We start from the raw sequence: 14,922 nt of genomic DNA, 5'->3' as shown, positions 1-14,922 counted from the left end.
CGGTCCGGCTTTTCGGCAAACGCTGTCTGCATCGGACGGAAAGAGGTACAATAGACCTCGATCGGTTCCTGCTCGCGCGCCTCCTCCTCGGTCAGGCCCACGGTGCCGAATTCGGGCTGGGTAAAGACCGCCGAGGGGATCAGCGCGTGATCCACCGGGGTCGGGTTGCCGTTGAACACGGTTTCGACAAAGGCCATCCCCTCGCGGATGGCGACCGGCGTCAGGTTCACGCGGTTGGTGACATCCCCGATGGCATAGACCGACGGCACGCTGGTCTGGCTATAGGCATCCACCTCGATCTGCCCGGCGCGACCCAGCGTGATGCCCAGGTCCTCCAGCCCCATGTCATCGGTGTTCGGCCGCCGCCCCGTGGCGAACAGGACAACGTCGAAATCCTCGGTATACCCGTTGGTGGCCTTGACCCGGATCGGCCCGTCGGCGACCTCGTCCTCGGGTTCCCGGGCGCCGAATTGCTGCGCCTCGATCGGCGCGCTCAGGCCGTCCTCCTCGCCGTTGGGCGCGCACTGCATTTCGACGATATTCGTACCGGTGTGGATCTTGATGCCCTTCTGCTGCATCTCGTCCGCGATCAGCCCGCGCGCCTCTTCGTCGAAACCGCGCAGGATCTGGGCACCGCGGTAATATTGCGTCACGTCCACGCCCAGACCGTTGAGGATGCAGGCAAATTCGCAGGCGATATAGCCGCCGCCGACGATCAGGATGGATTTCGGCAATTCCGGCAGGTGGAAGATGTCGTCCGACACGATGCCCAGATGCGCGTTCTTCATCTCGGGCCGCATCGGCCGTCCGCCGGTCGCGATCAGGATGTGCTTGGCCGTCAATGTCTCGCCGGTCGACAGCTCTACCGTGTGCGGGTCCTTGAGCCGCGCCCGTGCATCGTAGGTCGTCACACCCGACCCGGAAAGAAGCTTGCGATAGACCCCTTCCAGCCGGTCCAGCTCGGTATTCAGATGGCCCGAAAAAGTCTGCCAGTCGAACCCGCGCGCGGTCACGTCCCAGCCGTAATGCGTCGCCTCTTCGACCAGCCCGCCATAGCCGCTGGCGAACACCATGAGCTTTTTCGGCACGCAGCCCCGGATCACGCAGGTGCCGCCATAGCGATCCTCTTCCGCCAGCGCCACCTTGGCCCCGGCTTCGCCAGCGGCCACGCGGGCGGCGCGCACGCCACCGGAGCCGCCGCCAATCACAAAGAGATCGTAGTCGAATGCGCTCATCTTCGGTTCCTTCGATTTCCGCGCGAAGATATTTCATATGGAGACCGGGAAAGCCAGAGACGGATCACCGAGATGTGACCGTCCCATTGCCCGCTGCGCCGGACTTTCCTATCGTCGGGGCGAGATCGGAGAGCCGACCATGACGCGCAAAGGTTGCGATATTCAGAATTCGGCCGGGTTCCGGGCCGCGCAGGGCACCCGGGCTGTCGGTTGACCGATGCCAGCGGAACCGCTTGTCCATCTGCGCCCCGCCACTGCCGAGGACCTGCCCGCGCTAAAGCTGTGCGCCCGGGCCGCCTATGCGCGATACGTGCCCGTGATCGGGCGCGAACCGGCCCCGATGGTGGCGGATTTCGCACGCCCCATCGCCGACGGCAGCGTCTGCGTGGCCACCTGCGACGCCGGGCTGGCCGGGTTCATATTGTTCTATCCGCAGGACGACGCGATGCTGTTGGAAAACGTGGCCGTCCACCCGGTGTTTGCCGGGCATGGCATCGGAGGACGGCTGATCGCGCTGTGCGAGGACAAAGCGCGCGAACTGGGGCTGGGTCGGGTGCGGCTTTACACGAATGCCGCGATGGCGGCGAACCTGACGCTGTATCCGCGACTTGGCTACCGGGTGACCGGTCGGCGGACCGAAGACGGGTTCGACCGGGTCTATTTCGAAAAGCCCGTCTGACGCCCGCGTCAGATGTCCGAAAACAGGTTGTCGCTTTCGGCGAGGTTGATGCGATCCTCGCTCACCGTGCCTTCGTTGATGTCACGGGTCTCGACGCGCCCGTCGCTGTAGCCGATGATGACCTTGTCGCAGAGATCGACGAACAGCCCGTTCTCGACGACCCCCGGCATCTGGTTGAGGGCCATCGCCAGCTGCCGCGCATTGCCGATCCGCACGAGATGCAGATCGAGGATGTGATTGCCCTCGTCGGTGCGGAAGGGTTTGTCGCCATTCATCCGCAGGGTGATCTTGCGGCCCATCACGTCGGCCGACACCAGCAGTTCCTCGACCAGCATCTGTGTCGTGGTCCAGCCGAAGGGGATCACCTCGATCGGCAGCGGAAACGCCCCCAGCGTGCTCACTCCCTTGGCGGCGTCGGCGATGGTCACCACCTCTTCGCTTGCGGCAGCGACGATCTTTTCGTGCAGGAGCGCGCCACCGCCCCCCTTGATCAGGTTGAGATGGCCGTCGAATTCGTCAGCACCGTCGATCGTCAGGTTGAGCGTCCGGGCCTCGTCCAGCGTGATCACCTCGATCCCGACGTCGCGCGCCAGTTGCGCAGTGCGCGCCGAGGTCGGCACCCCCTTGATTCGCAGCCCTTCGTCCTGCACCCGTTCCCCGAGGTGGCGCACCAGCCAGGCGGCGGTCGATCCGGTGCCAAGCCCGACGCGCATACCGTCTTCCACCATTTCGGCGGCGCGCTTGGCGGCGACGAACTTGGCTTTGTCGATGGGCGACAATTCTCCGGTCATGGGGCAGCTCCTCGGAACAGGTGTTGCCGCCTTATAAGCCGTCGCGCCCGACGGAGCGAGACCGAATTCGCATCTCCCGAGAGGCAATCGGCGCGCCTGTGCGACCCGGATCGACAGCAGGATTGCCCAGGCCGGCTAGCGTTCCGTCTCGCGCCGGTCGGTCAGCGGAGCGGACGGCAGCAGCGTGGACGTCACCACCGGCGCCTTGGGCAGCAGGATCGGGTAGGCGGATACGACCTGAGGAAGCGCCGCCCAGATGACGATCGTCACCACCGCCAAGAGCCAGGCCAGAATGTTGATCGGTTTCGCCATGTTCGCCCCTTTCTGTCGACTACCGGCATGACCATGCGCCCCGACGGTAAAGACGGGGTTAAACGCATCGTTTTTACGCCATCACGCGCCGCTTTCGCCCTGCAGATCCGCCTTGCGACGGGATAGACCGCGACCATGACTGGATACCTGCTTCATTACGCGCCCGACAACGCGTCGCTGATCGTCCGGCTGGTCCTGGAGGAGTTGCGCGCGCCGTACCGGACGCGCCTCGTTGACCGCAGCACCGCGCAACAGCGGTCCGATCGCTACCGCGCGCTCAACCCGGTGGGGCGCATCCCGGCGCTGGAAACCCCGGTCGGCCCGATGTTCGAAACCGGGGCCATCGTGCTGTGGCTCGCCGACACGCATGGCGATCTGTTTCCCGCCGCCGAAAGCGCCGACCGTCCCTGCGCGCTCAGCTGGCTGTTCTTCCTGTCCAACACGCTGCATGCCGAATTGCGCACACTGTTCTATCCGGAACAGGGCGTCGGCCCGGACAGCGCCGCACAGGCCGCGCTGCGCGCCCAGACCCGAATCAACCTTGCGCATCACTTCACCCTGCTCGACCGCGCCGCTGCACAGGGCATCGCTCTGGGAGACCGCCGCCCGACGATCTGCGACCTCTATGCTGCCGCCCTGCTGCGCTGGTCCGCGCTGTATCCCGTCGATGCCGACCGCGACTGGTTTCGCCTTGCACGTTGGCCAAACCTTGCCAGACTGGTGACGCGGATCGACGAACGATGCTCGGTTCACCGCGTTGCGATGGCCGAAGGGCTTGGCCCGACACCGTTTTCCGACCCGCATCTGCCAGACCCGCCCGAAGGGAGCGCACTCTAGATGTTTCTGTCCGTCTTCGACATGTTCAAGGTCGGCATAGGCCCGTCCTCGTCCCACACGATGGGTCCGATGGTGGCCGCGTCCCGCTTTCTCGACCGGTTGCGCACGGCGCCGTTCGCAGTCGCGGGTGTGAAGGCGTCGCTGCATGGGTCCCTGGCATTCACGGGCGTGGGCCACGCCACCGACCGCGCCACGATCCTCGGGCTGGCGGGGTTCGTGCCCGAGACATATGACCGTGACAAGGCCGAGGCCGCGCTGACCCGCATCAAGGACAGCAAGACGGTCTCTCCCGACGGGTTGCCGGTGCTACGCTTCGACCCCGAATCCGACCTGACCTTCGATTTCGGCCCCAACCTGCCCGGCCATGCCAACGGCATGATTCTGAGCGCCACCGACCCGCAGGGCGACGTGATCCTTCAGGAAACCTATTATTCCGTCGGCGGTGGGTTCGTGCTGACCGAGGCGGAACTGGCCGCCGGAAAAGACACCGACGAAGGCGCGCCGGTGACCTATCCGTTCAAATCCGCCGCCGAAATGCTGGAAATGGCCAAGGCGTCAGGCCTCAGCATCGCCCAGATGAAGCGCGCCAACGAAATGTCACGCCGGTCGGCCGGTGATCTTGATGCGGGCATTCAACGCCTTTGGGACGTGATGAACGACTGCATCGACCGCGGGCTTGAAAACGACGGCATCCTGCCCGGCGGTCTCAGCGTGAAACGCCGCGCCAAGGGCATCCACGAGAAACTGCTGGCCGAACGCGGCATGAATCTCAGCCCCCCGCACACCATCAACGACTGGATGAGCGTCTACGCGATGGCGGTGAACGAGGAAAACGCCGCCGGGGGGCAGGTCGTGACCGCGCCGACGAACGGTGCTGCGGGCGTGGTTCCGGCCACGCTGCGCTATTATCTCGACCACGTGCCGGGAGCGTCGACCCGGCGCATTCCCGACTTCCTGCTCACTGCCGCCGCCATCGGCGGCCTGGTCAAGTACAACGCCTCGATCAGCGGTGCCGAGGCCGGCTGCCAGGCCGAAGTGGGCAGCGCCAGCGCGATGGCTGCCGCCGGTCTGTGCGCGGTGCTGGGCGGCACCCCCGAGCAGATCGAAAACGCCGCCGAGATCGCGCTGGAGCATCACCTCGGGATGACCTGCGACCCGGTCAAGGGGCTGGTGCAGGTGCCCTGCATCGAACGCAACGGTCTGGGCGCAATCAAGGCGGTCAGCGCCGCCAGCCTCGCCCTGCGGGGCGACGGCACGCATTTCGTACCTCTTGATTCGGCCATCGAAACCATGCGCCAGACCGGCGCGGACATGCACGAGAAGTACAAGGAAACGTCTCTCGGCGGCTTGGCCGTCAACATTCCGAACTGCTAATTCCCAAGGAAAAAAGGGCGAAAATCCGCAGCGCGTCTTTTCGAAACGCGTCGTGAAGGTGTGCGTTGACACCGCGACACAACCAAGGGTAGCGTTTCGTATGAATCAGGATCGCCCCACCCTCGGCATCGCCCTCATGCTGGGCTTTTGCATCGTCGCTCCGATGGGCGACGCGATCGCCAAGATCCTGTCCGACAAAGTGGCGCTCGGGCAGCTTCTGCTCGTGCGGTTCGGCATCCAGGCGCTGGTTCTGATCCCGATCATCATCCTGACCGGGCGGATGTGGCGCATGACCCGGCGGGTCTATGGCCTGACCCTGCTGCGCACGGTGATGCATATCATCGGGATCGGGATGATGGTCTCGGCGCTCTATTACCTGCCGCTCGCCGACGCGATCGCCATTGCCTTCGTCATGCCGTTCATCATGCTCCTGCTCGGGCATCACGTTCTGGGCGAAGAGGTGGGCATGCGCCGCCTGATCGCCTGTGGCATCGGGTTTGCGGGAACGCTTCTGGTGGTACAGCCCTCGTTTCAGGAGGTCGGCTGGCCTGCCCTGCTCCCGCTGGGCGTCGCGGTCAATTTCGCGCTGTTCATGCTGGTCACCCGCAAGATTGCCAAGGAAACCGATCCGATCGGGCTTCAGGCGGTGTCCGGCGTGATGGCCGTGGTGCTGATGGCACCGCTGATCCTGCTGATCCCGGCAACCACCATGCCGGTCCTGGCCTGGGACGACGGGCTGGACGGCGGCACTTGGGGTCTGCTTCTGGCCATCGGACTGTCGGGCACGCTGGCCCATCTGCTGATGACATGGTCTTTGCGATATGCGCCCTCGGCCACGCTGGCGCCGATGCAATACCTCGAAATTCCGATCGCCACGATCATCGGCTTTGCCGTGTTTGGCGATCTGCCCGACACGATTGCCTCCATCGGCATCGCCATCACCATCGCCTCGGGCCTCTACATCGTGCTCAGAGAGCGGGCCACGAGTCGTCAGCCCGCGTCAGTGCCCGTTCAAGCAGGGCCAGCTCAGACACCGGCAGAATAACCAGCAGACCGGCCTCCTGCGGCGTGATCGACACCGGCCCCTCGGCCAGGTTCGACGTTCCGACCCGCGTGTCCGGCGACAGCGTCAATCCGTCGATCGGCCAGCGCAGCCCGACGGACACGCCCCGCACCGGCCGCATCGGGAACAGCGAGACCCGCATGCCCGGCGCAAGCGGCAGGTCGAGCGTGGGCGGCACATGCGCCACCACGTCCCGGTCTCCGACCAGCACGATGGCCCGGTCCGGATAGCGCGCCAGCACCGTCATCGCCGCCAGCAGGTGATCCACCCGACCGCCCAGGAACCCGATCCCCACGATCAGCGGCGCCGAGATCGACCGGATCGCCTTGTCGAAATCCGTGCTGTCCTGTTCGGCGATCCGGTGCACCTGCTCTGGCGGCAGCGCCGCGCGCGTGGCTTCCGACACCGAATCAAGGTCGCCGATCAGCAGGTCCGGCAGCCGCCCGACCGCGCGCAGCCAGTCGCCGCCGCTGTCTGCCGCAATCACGGTGCCGGCCTTGTCCAATAAAGCCGCAAGCTGCGCATTGTCGCCAACCGCGCCACCAACCAGCAGGACAGGTTCGTCCCGAAAAACAATAACGTGATTCATGACTGATTAATGGCGAAAGGCGAAACAGATCACAATCAGGTCACGAAATGATACCGTGATAGGCACAGATTCGATGCGCTTTGGTCTTGGTAAACATGTTAGCAAGATGAACGCAGAAGTTTGGAAAGCGGGTGACAGTATGGTGAGTTCGAACAAGATACTCACGGTATCCTACGGTACCTTCTCATGTACGCTGGAAGGGTTCGACAACTCTTTCGACACGATGAAGGCGATTGCGGAGTATTTCCGCGATCTGGCCCAGGACGACCGATATTTTGGTGCAGAACCACCGACCCCGGATGCCGAAATGCTGGCCCGGATCGCCGAGCGCGAGATCGAGCGCCGCGTCGAGGCCCGGTTCGAAAAGGGAAATCTGGTTCTGCGCCCGACCGATGAGGCCGAGACGCCGCGCGGGGATGTCGCGCCGAAGTCGTCATCGTCGGACGCAGCCTTGGTGGGCGCGACAGCCGGGGGGGCTGCCACCGCCCTTGCTGTCGCGGACGCCGAGGGCAGGACCGCTCCGGATCCGTCGCAAGACGGGCCAGACACCCGCGTCGATATCGGCGCCGCCGCTCTTTCGCTGCGCGATGTCGTCGCGCCGGAAATGCCCGAGATCGAAACCGCAGAGATCGACATTGCCGAGGTCGAAACTGCCGACATCGAGCCCGAAGAAGAGGTCGACATCGACCTTTCCGATCTCGACCTGACGACCGAGGACGACGCGCTCACCTCTTCTGATGACGTGTTCGCAACCGCCGACGCACATGCCGACGATTCCAGCATCGACGATCTGATCGCCAGCCAGGGCGCTCCTGTGGTTGTCCAGCAGGCCGATATCGAAGACGTGATCCAGGCGCGCATGCCCGTCACCGACAGCGTTGCTGACAAGCTTCAGCGCATCCGCGCCGTCGTGGCCGCCAAATCACAGAAGACCCCCGACTATATCGAAGACGAACATGCCATGTCCGGCCCGGACGGCGACGGTATCGATGAAAACGATGCCATCGACGCGCAGAACGATATCCCCGGCTTTGTCGACACATCGACATCCGAGGCGCAGGACGCTTCCGGTGACACCGAAGACGAGGACGACATCCTCTTCGCCGACACCATCGCCGCCGCCATGAGCGACCAGATCGACGATGATGATGACGTCGAGATCGAGGCCCCGGACGAGTCCGAAGATGCCCAAAGCGAACTCGAAGCCCTGCGCGCCAGGATCGCCGAGCTCGAAGCCAGGACCGCCGTCGCCCGTTCTCCTGAGCCCGAGACCGAGACCGAGACCGAGACCGAGACCGAGACCGAGACCGAGACCGAGACCGAGGAAGACAACACCGCCGCGCGTGTCGAGGGGTATGACGGTCAGGATTACGACGATTGGGACGACGAAGATTTCGCTTCCGAGGACATGGAATCCGAACTTTTGATGCGCGATGCCGAGGATGAGGCCGCCGACATCAGTGACGAAGATGGTGACGTCGAAGACGCAGCAGAGGAAACACCCCCCGCTCCGATCATCGCACGCGTCAGCAAGGCCAAGCGGTCCGACGTGGACGCGGCGCTCGCTGCGGGCGAGATCGAGGAATACGAAGACGAGGCCTCAGATGCGGCGGGCGACACGCCAGAGGCGGTGACCGGAGCCGAAGACAGCACGCTCACGCCCGAACAGGAGGCCGAACTGGCCCGCGAGCTTGCCGAACTGCATGCCGAGATCGACGAAGACGAGGACTGGAACTTCGACACGACTGACGAGGACGAAGATGACGACCTTGCCTTCGCCGACGACGACGTCGCAGACGATCACGCCATCCTGTCCGAAGCGAACGAGGAAGAAGCGCATGCCAATATCCGCAAGGCAGTCAAACTGACCAGCCCGGCCCGCGCCATGCTGACCGACACCCCGATCGAGGAAGACGTCGTCTCGGTGGATCGTCTTGCCGACAAGACCGAAACCGAAATGGACGAACCCGAGGGCAACCGCCGCCGCAGCGCCATCGCGCATCTGCGCGCCGCCGTCGCCGCCACCAAGGCCGAACGCCTGCTCGGGTTCGGCAGGAAAACCGTCGACGAGGAAGAGCCCTACCGCGAAGACCTCGCCGATGCGGTCCGTCCGCGTCGCCCGAAAGTGACCCAATCCCGGTCCCAGCGCCCCGCGCCGGTCCGCCCGGCCCCGCTCAAGCTGGTGGCCGAACAGCGCATCGATGTCGCAGCAGAGGCCCAGGACGCGCAACCGGTCCGCCCGCGTCGCGTTCTGCGCAGCGCCGACCCGGTCGAAGGCTCGGATCGGGCGGTTGGCGACGACACCGGTTTTGCCGAATTCGCCGAGGCGCAGGGCGCCCACACACTGCCCGAACTGCTCGAAGCCGCCGCCGCCTACATGTCCTTCGTGGAAGGCCATGACCAGTTCTCGCGCCCGCAGCTGATGACCAAGCTGCACCAGGCCGAAGGCGAGGCAAGCTCGCGCGAAGAGCGTCTGCGCAGCTTTGGACAGCTGTTGCGCGAAGGCAAGATCCAGAAAAAAGGTGGCGGCCGTTTCGCCGCGTCCGAGAATATCGGGTTCAAACCCGACGAACGTGCCGCGGGCTGACGCGATCGAAAATCGAAAACCGGGGCCGGACAGCGATGTCCGGCCCGTTTTGTCTGGCGGTGCCTTGACGGCTCCCGGCTGCGCTCAATCCTTCGCATCCGGATCAGGCTGGCCGATCCCCTTGAAGACGAACTTGAACGGCAATGCCCAGATGATCCCAAGCGCCACGTAGACCGCCAGTTCCAGCCAGATCGACGGCCGCTCGAGCCAGTTGATCACCGTCACGCAGGCAACGATATAGGCAGGCAGCCCCACCAGCAGGATCACCAGCGACCAGCGTTTGCGTGCCTTGTAACTCAGCGCCATCCGCGCCCCCTTTGCCTCAGTCCGCGAACGGATCGGTCACGAGGATCGTGTCCTCCCGCTCGGGTGAGGTGGAAAGTAGCGCCACCGGGCAGTCAATCAATTCCTCGATACGGCGCACGTATTTGATCGCCTCCGCCGGCAGATCAACCCAGGATCGCGCGCCCTCGGTCGACTCCGCCCAACCGGGCATTTCCTCGTAGATCGGCGTACAGCGCGCCTGTTCCTCGGCCGCCGTCGGCAGGTAGTCATAGCGCGTGCCATCCAGATCATAGCCGACGCAGATCTTCAGCGTCTCGAACCCGTCCAGCACGTCCAGCTTGGTCAGCGAAATGCCGTTGACGCCGCTTGTCGCACAGGTCTGCCGCACCAGGCAGGCGTCGAACCAGCCGCAACGCCGCTTGCGCCCGGTGGTGGTGCCGAATTCGTGCCCCCGCTCGCCCAGCCGCTGCCCGTCCGCATCTTCCAGTTCGGTCGGAAACGGCCCTTCGCCGACGCGGGTGGTATAGGCCTTGACGATTCCGAGCACGTAATCGATCGCCCCCGGCCCAAGGCCCACCCCCGTGGCGGCTTGTCCGGCGATCACGTTGGACGAAGTCACGAACGGATAGGTCCCGAAATCGATGTCCAGAAGCGCGCCCTGCGCCCCTTCGAACAGGATCCGCCTGCCCGCCTTGCGCTTTTCGTTCAGCACCTTCCAGACGGGTGCCGCAAAGGGCAGGATATCGTCCGCGATCTCGATCAGCTGCGCCAGAAGCGCATCGCGGTCCACCGGCGCGAATCCCAGACCCCGGCGCAACGGATCATGATGCTGGAGCGCCCGGTCCACCCGCGCCTCGAGGGTCGCGCGATCCGCAAGATCCGCCACCCGCACCGACCGGCGCCCCACCTTGTCCTCATAGGCCGGGCCGATGCCCCGCCCGGTGGTGCCGATCTTGGTGCCCTTGCTGGCCGCCTCTTCGCGCGCCCGGTCGAGCTCGCCGTGGATCGGCAGGATCAGCGGCGTGTTCTCGGCGATCATCAGGGTTTCGGGCGTGATCTCGACCCCCTGATCCCGGATCGTCGCGATCTCTGTCATCAGGTGCCACGGGTCCAAAACAACCCCGTTGCCGATCACCGACAGCTTGCCACCGCGCACCACGCCGGACGGCAGCGCGTGCAGCTTGTAGACCTTGCCATCGATGACCAGCGTGTGACCGGCATTGTGCCCGCCCTGAAAACGGCAGATCACATCCGCCCGCTCCGAGAGCCAGTCCACGATCTTGCCCTTGCCCTCGTCGCCCCACTGGGCACCCACGACCACCACATTCGCCATGTCATCAGACCTTTTCTGGAGTTCATTCCGTCAAACCCGCGCCCGTATAGTGCGCAATCCGAAGAGGGGGAACCGGTTTTCCGCCCAAATCGCCAGAGAGACCGCAAAATCGATCATCGGCCGGGTCGGCACCCCTGCCTGCCGGTTTGCCACAGGCGCCCGCCGATCCGCGATGCTCCTCTGGACAGCCGCGCCCGCTTGGGTCCATCTGGCCGGACCAAGGACGAAGAAAGGCCAAAGATGACCGGATTCCTGCTGCGCTGGGTCTTTGCCCTTGTGCTCGTGACCGCCACCTACAACCCGACTCAGTACAATTTCACCCGCTGGGCGATGACCGACGGGCAGGACAGGCTGTCGATGACGGTGCTGGTCGGGCTGGTCCTGCTGGTGGGATACATCATCTATTTGCGCGCGACGCTGCGCTCGATCGGCGCGGTCGGCATGGCGCTGATCCTCGCTCTGGTCGGGGCGGTGATCTGGGTGGCCTATGATTACGGCCTGCTCGACCTGCAGAATCGCGACCTCACCGTCTGGATCGGCATCTTCGCCCTGTCGCTGGTGCTGGGCATCGGCCTGAGCTGGTCCATCGTCCGCCGCAAGCTCTCCGGCCAGGCGGATGTCGACGACGTGGACGAATAACCGCTTCTTCTCTTTCCAAATATGCCGGCGCAGCGCGTCACACCGGCGCACCCCTCTCGACCGCCCCTTCCCGCGTCCGCTGTCCCGCCTGAGGCAAACCCAAGTGCGCCAGCGCCCAGTCAATAAACCCGCCGGCACAAAACCCGCCGGCACGAGGCCGGATCGCCCATCACGGGTTGCACCAGTCCCCGCTTGCCCTTAGATACCCCCCATTCAGGAAAGACATCCGGGACTGTCATGGAAAACGTCGTTCTCATCATCCACCTCCTCCTTGCGCTGGCGCTGATCGGCGTCGTGCTGTTGCAGCGCTCCGATGGCGGCGGTCTTGGAGCCATGGGCGGCGGTGGCGGCGGCGCGGTCAGCACGCGCAGCGCGGCCACGGGCCTCGGGAAGCTGACCTGGGTGCTGGCGATCGCCTTCATCTGCACCTCGCTCACCCTGACGATCATCGCCGCGCAGAACGCGTCGGGCAGTTCCATCATGGACCGGCTGAGCGGCGGCGGCAGTGCCCCGGTCGAAGACGGTGACAGCGACCCGCTGAGCACGGATGGCCTCCTGCCACCCCCGGCCTCGACCGGCACCGACGCACCGCTGGTGCCGCGCGCCGACTGACGCTGCACGCTGTTCGAACCGACGCGCGGTCGCATCCGGCCGCGCGTTTTTCTTTGCGCCAAAGGCCCACCACCCCTTGAGGCGCCTCAATCTGACGTAACATCATCTGGGGTTCGGCCTTGCCTTTTGGCGCCGAATCCTCTACCGCTCAAATCCCGTGATGCTGCGTTCCTTCGGGTGCGCGGATGGCATGATTTGCAGCGCTTCGCGGGAGGTTTCCACACATGGCACGCTTTATCTTCATCACCGGCGGCGTGGTGTCTTCCCTTGGCAAGGGCCTTGCCTCGGCGGCCCTCGGCGCGCTGCTGCAAGCGCGCGGCTTCTCGGTCCGCCTGCGCAAGCTCGACCCCTATCTGAACGTCGATCCCGGCACGATGTCGCCGTTTGAACATGGCGAGGTGTTCGTCACCGACGATGGTGCGGAAACCGACCTCGACCTCGGCCATTACGAACGCTTCACGGGTGTGCCCGCGCGCAAGACCGATTCCATCTCCTCGGGGCGCATCTATACCAACGTTCTCGAAAAGGAACGGCGCGGCGATTACCTTGGCAAGACGATCCAGGTGATCCCGCACGTCACCAATGAAATCAAGGACTTCATCTCGATCGGCGAAGACGAGGTGGATTTCATGCTCTGCGAAATCGGCGGCACGGTGGGCGATATCGAAGGCCTGCCCTTCTTCGAGGCGATCCGCCAGTTTTCCCAGGACAAACCGCGCGGCCAGTGCATCTTCATGCACCTGACGCTGCTGCCCTTCATCAAGGCGTCGGGCGAGTTGAAGACCAAACCGACCCAGCACAGCGTCAAGGAACTGCGCTCCATCGGGCTGGCCCCTGACATCCTTGTCTGCCGCTCCGAAGGACCGATCCCGGCCAAGGAGCGCGAGAAGCTGGCGCTCTTCTGCAACGTGCGCCCCGACAGCGTGATCGCGGCGCAGGACCTCAAGTCGATCTACGAGGCGCCGCTGGCCTATCACCGCGAAGGGCTCGACCAGGCGGTGCTGGACGCGTTCCAGATCACCCCCGCGCCGAAACCCAACCTGTCGAAATGGGAAGATGTCGCAGACCGCATCTACAACCCCGAAGGCGAGGTCAACGTCGCCATCGTCGGCAAGTACGTGCAGCTTGAAGACGCCTACAAGAGCATCGCCGAGGCGCTGACCCATGGCGGCATGGCCAACCGGGTCAAGGTCAACGTGCAATGGGTCGATGCCGAGATCTTCGAACAGGAGGACCCGGCCTCGCATCTCGAAGGCTTCCACGCCATCCTGGTGCCCGGCGGCTTTGGCGAACGCGGCACCGAGGGCAAGATCAAGGCGGCGCAATTCGCCCGCGAACACAAGGTCCCCTATCTGGGCATCTGCCTTGGCATGCAGATGGCGGTGATCGAAGCCGCCCGCAACGTCGCCAAACTGCCCGATGCCGGGTCCGAGGAATTCGACCACGAGGCCGGGAAAAAGCGTTTCACCCCCGTGGTCTACCACCTCAAGGAATGGGTGCAGGGCAACCAGACCGTCAACCGCAGCGTCGCCGACGACAAGGGCGGCACCATGCGCCTGGGTGCCTATGACGCGGTGCTGACCGACGGGTCGAAAGTGGCGCAGGTTTACGGCTCCTCGAGCATCACCGAACGCCACCGCCACCGCTACGAGGTGGACGTGCAATACCGCACCGCGCTTGAGGACGGCGGTCTGTGCTTTTCCGGAATGAGCCCCGACGGCCGCCTGCCCGAGATCGTCGAATGGCCCGACCACCCGTGGTTCATCGGCGTCCAGTTCCACCCGGAACTCAAGTCGAAACCGTTTGACCCGCATCCGCTGTTCAAGGATTTTGTCCGGGCGGCGAAGGATGTGAGCAGGTTGGTGTGATTTGGCAAAGACTATGCCGAGAAAGAGTGAAACCGAAAAAATTTCTACTATACCGTGCGGTGAACGACTTGAGTACGCAAGAAAAGTTGCGAACGAAAACATTGACACAGCACTGAACCTAATTGGCGTCTACTATGCAAGGCGCGAAGCATTCGGTCAAAATAGCTTTGCCTCAAAACTTCCAAGATCCCGTGCAGTCGGGACATTTAACATTATCATGCAGCGTTTGGCGCACGCTCAGTGCATAGAAACTTGTCGCTTCTGGGATAAGGCAGAAGAAAACGGAAAAAGCATCCCGACAATCATGGAATACTGCCGAAACACAGATATCGAAGCACGACTTTTTCTGATTGCTGAATCCTGCTATCCTGATGATAATGATCAAACCAGAACATATCATGAGAGTCTCGTTCAAAGATTCCACACTGCGGAAAGATTAATCCATAAGTCCAATACGGACGAACGTCTCCGCCGAACTCAGAATTTTCGAAACCGAATTGCGCATAATCTTCTTTCGACTCGCACAGATTCCCGACTTTTGGCGAAAGGTGAGAAACCATTAGTGCCTCCATCTGCTGCAACGCTGACTGCGCTTGGCATACGTACCTTGTGGGTGAGCTGGCTATTTCACTCATCGCTGAATAATGCAGACTTTGATTTTAAACACTCGGTGAATCTCCTTCGAAGGAGATCTTCGGATTTCTGGGGAAGCCTCAGC

General features: G+C 63.7%; 15 protein-coding genes. 9 read left to right on the top strand and 6 right to left on the bottom strand.

The window, feature by feature from the left end; translation table 11 throughout:
- A partial coding sequence (locus tag LCF60_RS21230; protein ID WP_292294537.1) for an FAD-dependent oxidoreductase occupies positions 1-1,235 on the bottom strand: 1,235 nt, incomplete at its 3' end.
- 217 nt (positions 1,236-1,452) lie between these two features.
- On the opposite strand from LCF60_RS21230, the gene LCF60_RS21225 reads away from it, so the two are divergent.
- The gene (locus LCF60_RS21225; protein WP_292294536.1) at positions 1,453-1,914 is read left to right on the top strand and encodes a GNAT family N-acetyltransferase; all 462 of its coding nucleotides are present in this window, start codon (positions 1,453-1,455) and stop codon (positions 1,912-1,914) included.
- A gap of 8 nt (positions 1,915-1,922) precedes the next feature.
- On the opposite strand, the gene rpiA is transcribed toward LCF60_RS21225, so the two are convergent.
- Together rpiA and LCF60_RS21215 are read right to left on the bottom strand one after the other, a co-directional pair.
- Positions 1,923-2,705 carry a ribose-5-phosphate isomerase RpiA gene (rpiA, locus tag LCF60_RS21220; RefSeq protein ID WP_292294535.1) on the bottom strand — a complete coding sequence of 261 codons (783 nt, stop codon included), beginning with the start codon at positions 2,703-2,705 and terminating at the stop codon, positions 1,923-1,925.
- Between the two features lie 135 nt (positions 2,706-2,840).
- Positions 2,841-3,017, bottom strand: coding sequence for a hypothetical protein (locus LCF60_RS21215; protein WP_292294534.1), 177 nt, complete (start codon positions 3,015-3,017; stop codon positions 2,841-2,843).
- 135 nt (positions 3,018-3,152) lie between these two features.
- Here LCF60_RS21215 and LCF60_RS21210 point away from each other — a divergent pair, with 135 nt between their 5' ends.
- The 3 genes from LCF60_RS21210 to LCF60_RS21200 all read left to right on the top strand — a co-directional run bounded on the left by LCF60_RS21210 (position 3,153) and on the right by LCF60_RS21200 (position 6,273).
- Positions 3,153-3,854, top strand: coding sequence for a glutathione S-transferase family protein (locus tag LCF60_RS21210; protein WP_292294533.1), 702 nt, complete (start codon positions 3,153-3,155; stop codon positions 3,852-3,854).
- Entirely contained in the window at positions 3,855-5,228 is a 1,374-nt protein-coding gene (locus LCF60_RS21205; RefSeq protein ID WP_292294532.1) for an L-serine ammonia-lyase, read from the top strand.
- A gap of 100 nt (positions 5,229-5,328) precedes the next feature.
- Complete coding sequence (locus LCF60_RS21200) at positions 5,329-6,273, top strand: DMT family transporter (RefSeq protein WP_292294531.1); 945 nt, start codon at positions 5,329-5,331, stop codon at positions 6,271-6,273.
- Here LCF60_RS21200 and LCF60_RS21195 read toward each other — a convergent pair.
- Entirely contained in the window at positions 6,197-6,880 is a 684-nt protein-coding gene (locus tag LCF60_RS21195) for a thiamine diphosphokinase (protein ID WP_292294530.1), read from the bottom strand. The two genes, LCF60_RS21200 and LCF60_RS21195, sit on opposite strands and share 77 nt — an antisense overlap.
- A gap of 106 nt (positions 6,881-6,986) precedes the next feature.
- Between LCF60_RS21195 and LCF60_RS21190 the strand changes: the two genes are divergently transcribed.
- Positions 6,987-9,467 carry a hypothetical protein gene (locus LCF60_RS21190; RefSeq protein ID WP_292294529.1) on the top strand — a complete coding sequence of 827 codons (2,481 nt, stop codon included), beginning with the start codon at positions 6,987-6,989 and terminating at the stop codon, positions 9,465-9,467.
- A gap of 84 nt (positions 9,468-9,551) precedes the next feature.
- On the opposite strand, the gene LCF60_RS21185 is transcribed toward LCF60_RS21190, so the two are convergent.
- Entirely contained in the window at positions 9,552-9,773 is a 222-nt protein-coding gene (locus LCF60_RS21185) for a DUF2842 domain-containing protein (protein ID WP_292294528.1), read from the bottom strand.
- Positions 9,774-9,789: 16 nt separating this feature from the next.
- Positions 9,790-11,085, bottom strand: coding sequence for an adenylosuccinate synthase (locus tag LCF60_RS21180; RefSeq protein WP_292294527.1), 1,296 nt, complete (start codon positions 11,083-11,085; stop codon positions 9,790-9,792).
- Between the two features lie 240 nt (positions 11,086-11,325).
- Between LCF60_RS21180 and LCF60_RS21175 the strand changes: the two genes are divergently transcribed.
- From LCF60_RS21175 to LCF60_RS21160, 4 genes are all read left to right on the top strand, one after another.
- Positions 11,326-11,724 (top strand): DUF6524 family protein, encoded by a 399-nt coding sequence (locus tag LCF60_RS21175; protein WP_292294526.1) that lies wholly within the window; start codon positions 11,326-11,328, stop codon positions 11,722-11,724.
- A 237-nt stretch (positions 11,725-11,961) separates the two neighbouring features.
- Entirely contained in the window at positions 11,962-12,336 is a 375-nt protein-coding gene (gene secG / locus LCF60_RS21170; protein ID WP_292294525.1) for a preprotein translocase subunit SecG, read from the top strand.
- A 224-nt stretch (positions 12,337-12,560) separates the two neighbouring features.
- Positions 12,561-14,204 (top strand): CTP synthase, encoded by a 1,644-nt coding sequence (locus tag LCF60_RS21165; RefSeq protein ID WP_292294524.1) that lies wholly within the window; start codon positions 12,561-12,563, stop codon positions 14,202-14,204.
- A 1-nt stretch (position 14,205) separates the two neighbouring features.
- The coding region (locus LCF60_RS21160; protein ID WP_292294523.1) for a hypothetical protein at positions 14,206-14,922 on the top strand (717 nt) is incomplete at its 3' end.

Source organism: Marivita sp. (assembly GCF_020055635.1).
Classification (GTDB): domain Bacteria; phylum Pseudomonadota; class Alphaproteobacteria; order Rhodobacterales; family Rhodobacteraceae; genus Marivita.
Note: the sequence above shows the minus strand (reverse complement) of the source record. Positions and strands in the feature narration are given on the sequence as shown.

Excerpts from the sequence above, each read along its gene's own strand:
- LCF60_RS21185 (WP_292294528.1), bottom strand. The coding sequence starts at position 9,773 with ATGGCGCTGAGTTACAAGGCACGCAAACGCTGGTCGCTGGTGATCCTG.
- LCF60_RS21205 (WP_292294532.1), top strand. The coding sequence starts at position 3,855 with ATGTTTCTGTCCGTCTTCGACATGTTCAAGGTCGGCATAGGCCCGTCC.
- LCF60_RS21195 (WP_292294530.1), bottom strand. The coding sequence starts at position 6,880 with ATGAATCACGTTATTGTTTTTCGGGACGAACCTGTCCTGCTGGTTGGT.
- LCF60_RS21225 (WP_292294536.1), top strand. The coding sequence starts at position 1,453 with ATGCCAGCGGAACCGCTTGTCCATCTGCGCCCCGCCACTGCCGAGGAC.
- secG (WP_292294525.1), top strand. The coding sequence starts at position 11,962 with ATGGAAAACGTCGTTCTCATCATCCACCTCCTCCTTGCGCTGGCGCTG.
- rpiA (WP_292294535.1), bottom strand. The coding sequence starts at position 2,705 with ATGACCGGAGAATTGTCGCCCATCGACAAAGCCAAGTTCGTCGCCGCC.
- LCF60_RS21200 (WP_292294531.1), top strand. The coding sequence starts at position 5,329 with ATGAATCAGGATCGCCCCACCCTCGGCATCGCCCTCATGCTGGGCTTT.
- LCF60_RS21180 (WP_292294527.1), bottom strand. The coding sequence starts at position 11,085 with ATGGCGAATGTGGTGGTCGTGGGTGCCCAGTGGGGCGACGAGGGCAAG.
- LCF60_RS21175 (WP_292294526.1), top strand. The coding sequence starts at position 11,326 with ATGACCGGATTCCTGCTGCGCTGGGTCTTTGCCCTTGTGCTCGTGACC.
- LCF60_RS21190 (WP_292294529.1), top strand. The coding sequence starts at position 6,987 with ATGAACGCAGAAGTTTGGAAAGCGGGTGACAGTATGGTGAGTTCGAAC.
- LCF60_RS21210 (WP_292294533.1), top strand. The coding sequence starts at position 3,153 with ATGACTGGATACCTGCTTCATTACGCGCCCGACAACGCGTCGCTGATC.
- LCF60_RS21215 (WP_292294534.1), bottom strand. The coding sequence starts at position 3,017 with ATGGCGAAACCGATCAACATTCTGGCCTGGCTCTTGGCGGTGGTGACG.
- LCF60_RS21165 (WP_292294524.1), top strand. The coding sequence starts at position 12,561 with ATGGCACGCTTTATCTTCATCACCGGCGGCGTGGTGTCTTCCCTTGGC.